The sequence below is a fragment of the bacterium genome, assembly GCA_036524115.1.
Lineage (GTDB): Bacteria > JAUVQV01 > JAUVQV01 > JAUVQV01 > DATDCY01 > DATDCY01.
This window is the reverse complement of sequence record DATDCY010000228.1, coordinates 1-12,168: the sequence shown is the minus strand read 5'-3', so window position 1 is coordinate 12,168 and position 12,168 is coordinate 1. Positions and strand designations below refer to the sequence as shown.

Annotated in this window: 10 protein-coding genes; 8 read left to right on the top strand and 2 right to left on the bottom strand. The window is 73.1% G+C overall.

What is annotated here, in order from left to right; translation table 11 throughout:
• The coding region (locus tag VI078_11205) for a glycosyltransferase family 4 protein (GenBank protein HEY5999849.1) at positions 1-1,126 on the top strand (1,126 nt) is incomplete at its 5' end.
• A 45-nt stretch (positions 1,127-1,171) separates the two neighbouring features.
• Here VI078_11205 and serC read toward each other — a convergent pair.
• Positions 1,172-2,257 (bottom strand): 3-phosphoserine/phosphohydroxythreonine transaminase, encoded by a 1,086-nt coding sequence (gene serC / locus VI078_11200; protein HEY5999848.1) that lies wholly within the window; start codon positions 2,255-2,257, stop codon positions 1,172-1,174.
• Between the two features lie 152 nt (positions 2,258-2,409).
• Entirely contained in the window at positions 2,410-5,265 is a 2,856-nt protein-coding gene (gene phnD / locus VI078_11195; protein ID HEY5999847.1) for a phosphate/phosphite/phosphonate ABC transporter substrate-binding protein, read from the bottom strand.
• A gap of 193 nt (positions 5,266-5,458) precedes the next feature.
• Here phnD and VI078_11190 point away from each other — a divergent pair, with 193 nt between their 5' ends.
• From VI078_11190 to VI078_11160, 7 genes are all read left to right on the top strand, one after another.
• Positions 5,459-6,151: a response regulator gene (locus VI078_11190; protein HEY5999846.1), complete on the top strand. Its 693-nt coding sequence runs from the start codon at positions 5,459-5,461 to the stop codon at positions 6,149-6,151.
• A 7-nt stretch (positions 6,152-6,158) separates the two neighbouring features.
• The gene (locus VI078_11185; GenBank protein HEY5999845.1) at positions 6,159-7,937 is read left to right on the top strand and encodes an ATP-binding protein; all 1,779 of its coding nucleotides are present in this window, start codon (positions 6,159-6,161) and stop codon (positions 7,935-7,937) included.
• A 197-nt stretch (positions 7,938-8,134) separates the two neighbouring features.
• A complete protein-coding gene (gene pstS / locus VI078_11180; GenBank protein HEY5999844.1) occupies positions 8,135-9,118 on the top strand; it encodes a phosphate ABC transporter substrate-binding protein PstS in 984 nt (327 codons plus the stop codon).
• Positions 9,073-10,059, top strand: a complete 987-nt coding sequence (gene pstC, locus VI078_11175) for a phosphate ABC transporter permease subunit PstC (protein HEY5999843.1) — start codon at positions 9,073-9,075, stop codon at positions 10,057-10,059. The genes pstS and pstC overlap by 46 nt, the downstream gene beginning before the upstream one ends.
• Positions 10,056-10,904: a phosphate ABC transporter permease PstA gene (gene pstA / locus VI078_11170; GenBank protein HEY5999842.1), complete on the top strand. Its 849-nt coding sequence runs from the start codon at positions 10,056-10,058 to the stop codon at positions 10,902-10,904. Before pstC ends, pstA begins: the two co-directional genes overlap by 4 nt.
• Positions 10,901-11,731 (top strand): phosphate ABC transporter ATP-binding protein PstB, encoded by an 831-nt coding sequence (gene pstB / locus VI078_11165; GenBank protein ID HEY5999841.1) that lies wholly within the window; start codon positions 10,901-10,903, stop codon positions 11,729-11,731. The genes pstA and pstB overlap by 4 nt, the downstream gene beginning before the upstream one ends.
• A gap of 109 nt (positions 11,732-11,840) precedes the next feature.
• Positions 11,841-12,168, top strand: a 328-nt coding sequence (locus tag VI078_11160; protein ID HEY5999840.1) for a TSUP family transporter, incomplete at its 3' end; no start/stop codon positions are given.

Sequence of the window (12,168 nt, the reverse complement as noted above, 5' to 3'; positions counted from 1 at the left end):
GGCGGTGGCATGCGGCGCGGTGCTGCACTATGATGGGCGGCGCATGACGACCTCTCGGATCGACCAGGCCGTCCCCACCTTCAGCGTCGGGGACGCGATCGGCAACCATGCGCTCGCCCTGCGCGCCATCCTGCGCCGGCACGGGGTCACCTCCGAGATCTTCGCGCGCGCCCATCACCCGCAGCTCAAGCGCGAATCGCGTCCGTGGTCCGAGTACGCCGCGGTCGACGCGCCGGGCAACGTCTGCCTCTTCCACTTCTCGATCGGGACGCCGGTCGCCGAGGACTTCCGCTGGCTGCGCGCGCGGCGGGTCGTCGTCTACCACAACATCACGCCGCCGGAGTTCGCGCGCGGCATCAGCCCGCAGATGGAGCACGAGTGCCGCCTGGGACGCGAGCAGCTGCGCCAGCTTGCCGGCTGCACCGAGCTGGCGGTCACGGTCTCGGAGTTCAACCGGCGCGAGCTGGAGGCGGCGGGTTTCGCGCGGACGGCGGTCGTGCCGATCGTCGTGGACTTCGCGGACCACGAGCGCCAGGAGCCTGCGGCGGAGGTCCTCGCGCGCTGGCGCGACGGCCGCACGAACATCCTGCACGTGGGGCGCTTCGCGCCGAACAAGCGGCTCGAGCAGCTCGTGCGGGCGTTCCACTGCTACCGCCGGCTCGACCCGCACAGCCGGCTGTTGCTCGTCGGCGGCACCGCCGGGCTGGAGAACTACGCCGCGGGGGTGCGCGAGCTGGCGCTGGCGCTGGGCGACCACGACGTGCGCGTCGTCGGCCACGTGGAGTTCCGCCAGCTCGTCGCGTACTACCGGCTGGCGGACCTCTACGCCACGCTCAGCGAGCACGAGGGCTTCTGCGTGCCGCTGCTGGAGGCGATGCACTACGGCATCCCGATCGTCGCGCGCGCTGCGGGGGCCATCCCCGAGACGCTGGGCGCCGCGGGGTTGCTCACCGACGGCGCGCGGCCCGAGGAGGTGGCGGAGCTGATGCACCTGGCGGTCGCGGACCGGGAACTGCGGGCGCGGTTGGTCGCGGCGGGACGGGCGCGGCTGGCGGAGTTCGCGCCGGAGCGGATCGAGCGGGATTTCTGGGCGCTGCTGGAGCGGCACGGCCTGGCCGGCCGCTGACCGGCCGCGCCCGGAGAGCCGGGGCGCGGCCGGCGCGAACGATCTCTAGCCGTTGCGCTGGGCGAAGTCCTTCATGAACGCGATGAGCGCGTCCACGCCCGCCTCGGGCATGGCGTTGTAGATGCTGGCGCGCATGCCGCCGACGGAGCGGTGGCCCTTGAGCGTGACGAGCCCCGCCTTCTTGGCCTCCTTGAGGAAGACCTCGTCCAGCTCGGGCTTCGGCAGCGTGAAGGGGATGTTCATCCAGGAGCGCGAGGCGACCTCGACCGGGTTCTTGTAGAAGCCGCCCGAGCCGTCGATCGCCGCATAGAGCTTCTTCGCCTTGCGCGCGTTGAGCTCGCCCATCGCCGTGAGGCCGCCGTTCTTGAGCAGCCAGGCGAAGACCAGGCCGGCGATGTACCAGGTGTAGGTCGGCGGCGTGTTGTACATCGAGCCTTCCGCCGCGTGGGTCTTGTAGTCGAGCATCGTCGGCGTCCCCTCGGGGGCCTTGCCGACGAGGTCCTCGCGGATGATGACCACCGCCATGCCCGCCGGGCCGATGTTCTTCTGGGCGCCGGCGTAGACGACGCCGAACTTCGTGACGTCCAGCGGGCGCGAGAGGATCGTCGACGAGAAGTCGCCGACGAGCGGCACGCCGCCCGTCTCGGGGATGTACGGGAACTCCACGCCGCCGATCGTCTCGTTCGGCGTGTAGTGCACGTACGCGGCGTCGGGGTCGAGCTGCAGCTCGGAGGCCTTCGGCGCGCGCATGAACTTGTCGGCCTCGGTCGTCGCGGCGATCTTCGGCGCGCAGAACTTCTTGGCCTCGGAAATGGCCTTCTTCGACCAGGCGCCGGTGTTGACGTAGTCGGCGCTCTTCCTGCCGCCGAGCAGGTTCATCGGCACCATCGCGAACTGCTGCGAGGCGCCGCCCTGCAGGAAGAGGACCTTGTAGTTCGCGGGGATGGCCATGAGCGCCCGCAGGTCCGCCTCGGCCTTCTCGGCGATGGACAGATAGTCCTTGCCGCGGTGGCTCATCTCCATCACGGACATGCCCGAGCCGTTCCAGTCGAGCATCTCGCGCTGCGCCTGCTCCAGGACCTCGACGGGGATCGCCGCCGGCCCCGCGCTGAAGTTGTAGACCCGACCCATGGAATTCCCTCCTTCACCGGTGTGATTGCCGCAACGGCCGCACGTGCGGCCGGAGGGATTCTCGCGGCGCGGCGCGGGATTGTCAACCGCCGGCGATCCGCGCGTGCGCCGCGGATCAGGCACGGCAGCGCCGGTCCGCGCGGATCGGCGCCCTAGTACTGCGCGAGCCGGAGCCGCTCCATCATCCCCCGGATCGCGTCGTAGTCCTCGGCGCGCCCCGCCGCGAACCCCGTGTAGCCCTCGGCGATCGCCGCCAGGATCTCCCCGCCCCCGCCCTCGGTCGTGCCGAGCGCGATCAACTCGGCCTGCAGCCGCTGCCCGAGCGACTCCGGGAAGTCGCCGCGGACGCAGAGGCAGAACTCGGGGACCGGAGGCGACTGCGCGATCGCGACGAGCCCCTCGGCCGCCAGGCGCGCGGCGACCGTTTCCATCACCGCGCCGGCGTCGTACTCGCCCGCCAGCACCGCCCGCGCCACCGCGTCGTGGTGGCCGAGGTGGTCGTGGCCGGCGAGGTCCTCGAGTGCGATCCCCGCCTCCAGGAGCATCGCCCGCGGCACGATGTGGCTCGACGTCGAGCGCGGGTCGCCGAACGCGAACGTGCGCCCGCGCAGCTCCGCCAGCGAGGAGATCCCGGAGCCGCGCCGCGTCACGATCACGGCGTGCTGCACGGGGCGGCCGGCGCGCAGCGCCGTCACCAGCAGCCGCGCCCCGCAGCGCGTGCGGGCCTGCACGAAGGTCGATGGCGAGAGCCACGCCAGCTGCGTCTTCCCCTCGTCCAGGTCCGACACCGCCTCCGCGAAGTCCAGCGCCACCCGCAGCTCCACGGGCCGGCCGAGGCGCCGCGCCAGGTGCGCCGCCAGCGGCGTGAAGCGCCGGTGCATCGCCGCCGGGCTCTCCAGCGGCAGCACGCCGAGGCGCAGCACGTCGGCGGCGGCCTCCGCCGGGACGCGGAACTGCCCGGCCTCGGCGCGCAGCAGCTCCGTCCCGCCGAGGATCTCGCGCAGGGCCTGGTTGATGCGCAGGGCCTCGGCGCGGTTCTGCCGCGGCAGATCGACGACGCGCACGAGCGCCTGCATGATCTGGGCGCTGCCTTCGCGCTCCTCCGCGAGGGAGCCGGCGATGCGCTGCACGCCCTCGGCCAGCTGCCCGGCGGTCGTCGCGAGGCGCCGGCCGACCTCGTTCTGCGCGGCGTTGGCCTCGCGGATGCGTCGCGCCACCTCGACGGCGGCGTGGGTGGAGCGCTGGATCCGGTCCGCCTCGCGGCGCTGCTCCTCGGACCCCTGCGCGAGGAACGAGGCCATCTGGTCGAGCCGCCCCATCGAGTCGCGCACCTTCCCGAGGTCCTCGGCCTGGCCCGCCGTCCGTTCCGGGATGGCCGCGGCAGCGGCGGTCGCCGCCGACGCGCTGCCGACGATGGTCTGGAGCGCGGCGCCCGCCTCGCGCGCGAAGGCCATGCCCTGCTCCACCCGCGCCATGCCCTCGCCCATCGAGGAGACCGCGCCGTCAATCTCCCGCCGCACCCCGCGCACGACGTCCGCGATCGCCTCCGTCGAGCCGGCCGTCCGCACCGCGAGCTTGCGGATCTCGGTGGCCACCACCTGGAAGCCCGCCCCGTCCTCGCCGGCCTGCGCTGCGAGGATCGCCGCGTTGAGCGCCAGCAGGCCGGTCTGGTCGGTGACCTCGTCGATGACGTCGAGGATCTCGCCGATGCGCTGGGAGAGCCCGCCGAGGGTGTCGAGGTGCGCGGAGGTGCGGCCGACCGACTCGCGGATGTGCTCCATGCCCTCGAGGGCCCGCCGGACCGAGCCGACGCCGAGCTCCTCGGCCTCGCGGCGCACCCGGGCCGTGTGCTCGGCGGACGCCGCCGCCGCGGTCTCGACGGCGCGCACGGTCTCCTCGAGGTGGTGCACGGCCGCGAGCGTCGCCCCCGAGACATCGGTGACGTGGTTCGCCCCCCAGCTGAGCTCGCGGACCGTGTGCGAGAGCATGGCGACGGCGTCCGCGGTCCCCTCGACGACCTCCGTCAGCTCCTTCGCGCGCTCCAGGACCTCGGTGGCGCTCCGGGCGCCCTCGCGCCCCGCCTCGTCCACCTCGGCGGAGGCGGCGGCGAGCACCTCGACCTCGCGCGCGATCTGCCCGACCGAGGCGTTGAGTTCCTGCATCGAGGCGGCGATGTTCTCGAAGGACTGCGTCTCGACGGTCGTCGCGCGGACGACCTCCGCCGACTTCTGCTCCGTGCGCTCCGAGATGCCCTCGACCCGCCGCGCCACGTCGTGGACGCGCCTGACGACCTCCGCCATCCCCTGCACCGCGCGGCGCAGGGCGTCGCCGAGGGCGCCCATCTCGTCGCGGCCCGTGACACCGGGGTCGACGCCGAGGTCCCCGGCCGCGACTGCCGCTGCCGCGGCGCGCAGCCGCGTCGCCGGCTGCACCACGAGCCGGTGGAGGACCCACCAGAGCAGTCCGCCCATGATGAGCGTCCCGGCCAGCGACCAGGCGAACGCCGTGGCGATCGGCGCCCGTCCCTGGCGGATCGGTTCGGCGAGAGAGACGGCGACCTTGACGGCGCCGAGCAGGGAGCCGTCACCGCCGTGACAGCGCCGGCACTCCGGGCCGTTGGCCAGGGGGCGGTAGAAGACGAGGGAGTCGCGCTCGTCGCGCGTGAAGCTCCCCCCGGATCGCAGCCGCTCGAGCGCCTCCCGCTCCAGGGGGGGCGCGTCGGTCGCGAAGGCGGCGCGGCCGCCGGCGTCGAGCACCGCGACATCCGCGATGCCCGGCAGCGCGCGCAGGTCGGCAACCGCCTTGCGCGTGATGTCGGCGCGGCCGTCGAGCATCGTCCGCTCGATGTTCCGGGCGACCACCTCGGCGAGGGCTCCGGCCTGTGAGCGGCTGACCTCGAGATAGCCCGACCGGATGCGTTGGCGCACGGCGACGCTGACCGCGAGGATGCCGCCGAGCGGGAGGAGGATCGCGAGCAGTACGATGCGAACCGTCAGGCGGTCCTTCATGCCCTTCACGCCATATCCCCCGGGGCGCCGGTCTTCCGGACGCCCGCATCATCGCCTAGAATTATTATAGCAGTAATCGGGATTCTGTGGGGCAATCGCGGGTTTGACGTCCCGCAGCCCGGCGGGGCGCGGCAGCGGCGGTTCCCCGGCGATTCCTCACCATTTCCTAACCGTGAGCGTCTATGCTCCCGCCATGGGCCAGGCGCGGAAGGTGGTCCTCGTCGTCGAGGACGAGGAGAGCATCGCGGAGCTGCTGCGCTACAACCTGGAGAAGGCGGGGTTCTCCGCGGTCCTCGCGGGGAGCGGCGAGGAGGCGCTGTCGCTCGCCGGGCAGCGGCGGCCCGATCTTGTCCTGCTCGACCTGATGCTGCCCGGCATCGATGGGCTCGAGGTCTGCCGCCTGCTGAAGAAGGACGCGAGGACCGAGCACATCCCCATCGTCATGCTGACGGCGCGTGGCGAGGAGGCCGACATCGTCGCGGGCCTGGAGCTGGGGGCGGACGACTACCTGACGAAGCCCTTCAGCCCGCGCGTCCTGCTGGCGCACATCCGGGCCACGCTGCGCCGGACCTCGTCGGCGCCGGCGCCGGCAGGCGCCACGCGCGCCGCCGGGGGGATCTTCCTGGACCGGGGACGGCGCGAGGTCCTCGTCGGCGAGGCGCGGGTCGATCTGACCTTCACGGAATTCGAGGTGCTCTGGCTGCTCGCGGGCCGTCCGGGAATGGTCTTCACGCGATCGCAGATCGTCGACGCCGTGCGGGGCGCCGACTACCCCGTGACGGAGCGCTCCGTGGACGTCCAGGTCGTCGGCCTGCGCCGCAAGCTCGGCGAGGCCGGCAACCTCGTCGAGACCGTCCGCGGGGTCGGCTACCGTTTCCGCGCCTGAGGGCGCCGTGCGCTCCAGGCGCCTCTTCTGGCAGGTGTTCCCGCCGCTGCTCGTCGTGACGGGGCTCTCCGTGGCCGCCACGAGCTGGTATGCGGCGGATTACCTGCGGCGCTTCGCCCTGCAGCAGAAGGGCGCGGACCTGACGGCGGCGGCCCGCCTCGCGGAGCCGGAGCTTTCGGCCGGTCTCCGGCGCAGCGCGGCGGACCTCGAGCCGACCTGCCGCGAGCTGGGCCGGAAGGCGGGATTGCGTCTGACCCTGGTCGCGCCGTCCGGACGGGTGCTGTGCGACTCCGCTGAGGACCCATCGCGGATGGAGAACCACGGCGACCGCCCCGAGGTGCGCGAGGCGCTCGCGGGCAGGGACGCCGCCGCCGAGCGGTTCAGCGTGACGCTGGGCCAGCCCGCCCTGTACGTGGCGGTCCCGTTGCGCGCGGCGGGCGCGGTCGCCGGCGCGCTGCGGCTCTCGGTGCCGATCGCGGCCGTCGACGAGGCCTATCAGACCATCCGGTCGCGCCTGCTCGGCGCCGCGGTCGTCATCATCCTGCTCGGGGCGGCGGCGAGCTACGTGATCTCCCGCCGCATCGTCCGGCCCATCGAGGACCTCCGCGAAGGGGCCGATCGCTTCGCCCGCGGCGAGCTGGGCGCGCGGCTGCCCGCGCCCGCGGTCGAGGAGATAGCGGCGCTCGCCGAGTCCATGAACGCGATGGCGCGCCAGCTCGCGGAGCGCATCGCCGCCGTGCAGGAGCAGCGCGGCACCCTCGAGTCCGTCCTCGCAGGCATGGTCGAGGGTGTGATCGCCGTCGACGGCGCGAAGCGCATCATCCTCCTCAACCGGGCGGCCGCGGACATGCTCGGGGTCGATGCCACCGCTGCCGTCGGCGGCGGTGTGCAGGAACTGCAGCGCAGCCTGCCGCTGCAGGCGTTCATCCTGCGCGCGCTCGGCGCGTCGGAGCCGGTCGTGGAGGAGTTCGCGCTCGGGGAGGGCGGCGAGCTGCTCGTCCGCGCGCGGGGCGCGGCGCTGCGCAACGCGGCCGGAGCGAGGGTCGGCGCGTTGATCGTGCTCAACGACATCACGCAGCTGCACCGCCTCGAGCGGGTGCGGCGGGACTTCGTCGCCAACGTTTCCCACGAGCTCAAGACCCCGGTGACCTCCATCGCCGGCTTCGTCGAGACGCTCCTCGACGGCGCGCTTGACGACCGGGAGAGCGCGGTGCGCTTCCTCGAGATCATCCACAGGCAGGCCGACCGCCTGAACGCGATCGTCTCGGACCTGCTGAGCCTCGCGCGCCTGGAGCAGGAGGGCGGCGACGGGCGCGCCCCGCTCGGTGAGGCGAGCCTCTGCGCTCTGCTCGCCGAGGTCCTCGAGACGACGCGGCCGCGCGCCGCGAAGAAGGAGATCGAGCTGGCGCTGGAGTGCCCGGAGGACCGCGTCTTCCCCGCGCAGGCCCTCCTGCTCTCGCAGGCGGTCGTCAACCTCGTCGACAACGCCGTGACCTACAGCGAGCCCGGGTCGCGGGTGCTGGTGCGCGGCGCCGTGTCGCCGGGCGCCGTCTCGATCCAGGTGATCGACCACGGCATCGGCATCCCGCGGGAGCACCTGCCGCGGCTCTTCGAGCGCTTCTACCGCGTCGACAGGAGCCGCAGCCGCAGCCTGGGCGGCACCGGCCTCGGGCTGGCGATCGTCAAGCACATCGCCCAGGCGCACGGCGGGACCGTCGGCGTCGCGAGCGAACCGGGCACGGGGAGCACCTTCACCATCACGCTGCCGTTGCCGCACCCCCGGTGAGATTCTCTCACGCGCCCGCCGGCGGGGCGTGATCCTCACCGAATTCTCACGCCCGCCTCATCGTGCTCTTGCCATCGCGCGTTACCGTGCCCGCCATGGAGACGAGAGAGAAGAGAGTTGCGAGCGCAAGGAGGAGCAGCGTGAAGAAGGCGTGTGCACTGGCCGCGGCCCTGGTCGCGGCGCTCGCCGGACGGGGCATGGCGGCGGATGCGCCGGCCATCAACGGCGCGGGGGCGAGCTTCCCCTACCCGATCTACTCGCAGTGGGCCTACCGCTACGCGCAGACCACGGGGACGAAGCTCAACTACCAGTCGATCGGCTCCGGCGGCGGGATCACCCAGATCAAGGCGGGGACCGTGGACTTCGGGGCGTCGGATGCGCCGCTCAAGGCGGACGAGCTGCGGGCCGCCGGGCTCGTGCAGTTTCCGCTGGTCGTCGGGGGCGTCGTCCCGGTCGTGAACCTGCCCGGCGTCTCCCCCGGCGCGCTGCGGCTGACGCCGGAGCTGCTCGCCGACATCTTCCTCGGCACGGTGCGCCGCTGGGACGACCCCGCGGTGAAGGCGCAGAACCCCGGCATGAGCCTGCCGGCCAGGGACATCGCCGTGGTGCACCGCTCGGACGCCTCGGGGACGACCTGGATCTTCACGAACTACCTCGACAAGGTCTCGCCCGGGTGGCACGCGAAGGTCGGCACCGAGAAGGCCGTCGCCTGGCCCGCCGGCGTGGGCGGCAAGGGGAACGAGGGGGTGGCGGCGTTCGTCCAGCAGGCGGAGGGGACGATCGGCTACGTCGAGTACGCCTACGCGGTCCAGAACAAGCTGGCGACGGTGCAGCTGCGCAACCGCGCCGGGAAGTTCGTCGCGCCGTCCATCGCGTCGTTCCAGGCTGCGGCGGCCGGCGCCGACTGGAAGGGCGCGCCCGGCTTCGCTCTCGTGCTCACGGACCAGGCCGGCGACGCGAGCTGGCCGATCACCGGCGCCTCCTTCATCCTCGTGCGGGCCCGGCAGACCGACGCCGCGCGGGGTCGGGCGATGCTGGCGTTCTTCGACTGGTGTCTGCGCAGCGGCGCGGCACAGGCCGAGAAGCTGGCCTACGTCCCGCTGCCGGCGTCGGTGACCGACCTCGTGGAGGCGGCGTGGCAGGACCAGGTGCGCTGCGACGGGAAGGCGGTCTGGCCCTGAGCCACCCGGGCGCGCGGCGCGTTCCGAGCCCCGCGGCGGACCGGCTCTTCCGGGCTGGCGCGGGCTTGTGCGCGCTGTCGGTCCTGCTGATCCTCGTGCTGCTGGTGGCGACGCTGGCGTGGAAGTCGCTGCCGGCGATCCGGCGGTTCGGCCCCGCGTTTCTCTGGTCCGACGCCTGGAATCCCGTGACGGGGACCTACGGGGCGCTGAGCAGCATCGTCGGGACGCTCGCCTCGACGCTGATCGCGCTGGCGCTCGCCGTTCCCCTGAGCCTGACGATCGCGTTCTTCCTCGTCGAGCTGGCGCCGCCCGCCGTGAGCAGGCCGGTGGGCCTGGCGATCGAGCTGCTGGCGGCGGTGCCGAGCATCATCTACGGCATGTGGGGGCTGTACGTCTTTGCGCCGCTGGTCTCGCGGCACGTGCAGCCGGCGCTCGCCCGCGCCGGCGGCGGGTCGCCCTTCTTCGGCGGCCCGCAGATGGGGATCGGCGTGCTCACCGCGGGCCTGATCCTGGCGCTGATGGTCCTGCCGTTCATGACCGCCGTCATCCGCGACGTCTTCTCGCTCGTCCCGCACGTCGTGAAGGAGGCGGCGTACGGCCTCGGGGCCACGACCTGGGAGGTGGCGCGGCAGGTCACGCTCCGGTACGGGCTGCACGGGGTCATCGGCGCCGTCGTGCTTGGGCTCGGGCGGGCGATTGGCGAGACGATGGCGGTGACTTTCGTCATCGGCAACGAGCACCGGCTCTCCCTGTCGCTCTTCGCGCCGGGCAATACCATCGCCTCCACGCTGGCCAACGAGTTCTCGGAGGCCTCCGACCCCCTGCACGTCAGCGCCCTGGTCGCCCTGGGGGCGATCCTCCTGCTCCTCTCCGCGGGCGTGCAGTGCGCGGCGCAGCTCTGGCTCTCGCGCGTCGAGCGTCGCAGCGGGGCCGCACGATGAAGGCGCGCCGGATCGCCTCCCGGCGCCTCGCCGACCTGGCCATGCGGCTGGCGGCCGGCGTTGCGGCGACCGCGGGGATCGGCGCTCTGGGCTGGATCCTCGCGACGGTGATCCGCCGCGGGGCCGCCGCGCTGTCGCCGGCCTTCTTCACGAGGCTGCCGGCGCCGCCGGGCGTCGAGGGCGGGGGCCTCGCGAACGCGATGCTCGGCACCCTGCTGCTCACCGCCCTGGCCGCGGCCACCGCGATCCCGCTGGGCCTGGCGGCCGGGATCTACCTGGTGGAATTCGGGCGGCAGTCACGGTTCGCGGCGGCCGTGCGGCTGGCCGCCAACATCCTGATGGGCGTCCCCTCGATCATCACGGGCGTCTTCGTCTACACCCTCCTGGTGGCGACCCTGGGGCACTTCTCCGGATACGCCGGGGCCGTCGCGCTGGCGCTGATCATGCTGCCGGTGGTCGTGCGCACCACCGAGGACATGCTGCTGCTCGTCCCCGGCGCCCTGCGCGAGGCCGGGCTCGCCCTCGGCGCGCCGCGCTGGCGGGTCGTGCGCGACATCGTGGTGCGCAGCGCGCGCAGGGGGCTCCTGACGGGCGTCATTCTCGCGGTGGCGCGCGTCTCGGGCGAGACGGCGCCGCTGCTCTTCACCTGCCTGAACAGTCCATACTGGCCGGAGCGCCTCGGCCAGCCGACGGCGAATCTCACGGTCACGATCTTCTCCTACGCCATGTCGCCGTTCGGCGACTGGCAGGCCCAGGCCTGGGGAGGTGCGATGGTGATCACGGCGGCGGTGCTCGCGCTGTCCCTCGCGGTGCGGGCGCTGGTGCGCACGAAGGAGGCCCGATGATGACCTCGTTGCTGGCGGAGCCCGGCGTCGCACCCGCGCGGAGCGGGACCGGGGATGCGGCGGCGCCCGCGCCCGACGTGAAGATCGCCGTCCGGGACCTCGACTTCTTCTACGGCGAGCGGCAGGCGCTCTTCGCGAACTCGCTGGACATCCACGCGAATCGGGTGACCGCGATCATCGGCCCCTCCGGCTGCGGCAAGTCCACGCACCTGCGGGTCTACAACCGCATCTACGGCCTCTACCGCAACCAGCGCGCCGCTGGCGAGGTTGTGCTCGACGGCGAGAACCTGCTCGCGCCGGGCGTGGACCTGCTCGACCTGCGGCGGCGCGTCGGCATGATCTTCCAGCGGCCGACGCCGTTCCCGCTCTCGATCGCAGAGAACGTCGCCTACGGCCTGAGGCTCTACTACCGCCTGCGGCCGAGCGAGCTGACGGGACGCGTGGAGCGCGCCTTGCAGCAGGCCGCGCTCTGGGACGAGGTCAAGGACAAGCTCGACCACCCCGGCATGTCCCTCTCCGGCGGCCAGCAGCAGCGCCTGTGCGTCGCCCGGGCGATCGCGGTCGAGCCGGAGGTGCTGCTGCTGGACGAGCCGACCTCCGCGATCGACCCGATCGCCACCGCCCGCATCGAGGAACTCCTCGACTCGCTCAAGGAGAACTTCACCCTCGTCGTGGTCACCCACAACATGCAGCAGGCGGCGCGCATCTCCGACTACACCGCGTTCTTCTACCAGGGGCGGATCGTGGAGTTCGGGCGGACCCGGCAGATCTTCACGAACCCGAAGCTCAAGCAGACCGAGGACTACATCACCGGCCGGTTCGGCTGAGCCGGCGCGCGGGCGCGGCTGGACCCGCGAGCCCGGGGAGCGACGTTGCCGCGCTTCGTCGCCTGCGTCAGGGGCACCGTCCGCGGCGGCGTTCGGGTAGGATGCCCGCATGCCCGAGCTGACGCTGCCGCTGCTCGCCGCCGTGGGCGGCGCCGCATTCCTCGCCGCGTTCGCGCAGGGGGTGACCGGCTTCGGCTCCGCGCTGGTCGCGATGCCGCTGCTGTCCCTCGTCCTCGGCGTGCGCGCCGCCGCGGGGCTCGTCGCGCTGCTCTCGCTGGCGGTCAACGTCGCGCTCCTGCTGCCGGCGCGGCGCGCGCTGCCCTGGCGGCGGATCGGGCCGCTGCTTGCGGGCACCCTCGCGACCGTCCCCGCCGGCGTGTTCTTCCTCGCCGGCGCCGACCCCCGGCTCGCGCGCGCGCTTCTCGGCGCCGCGCTTG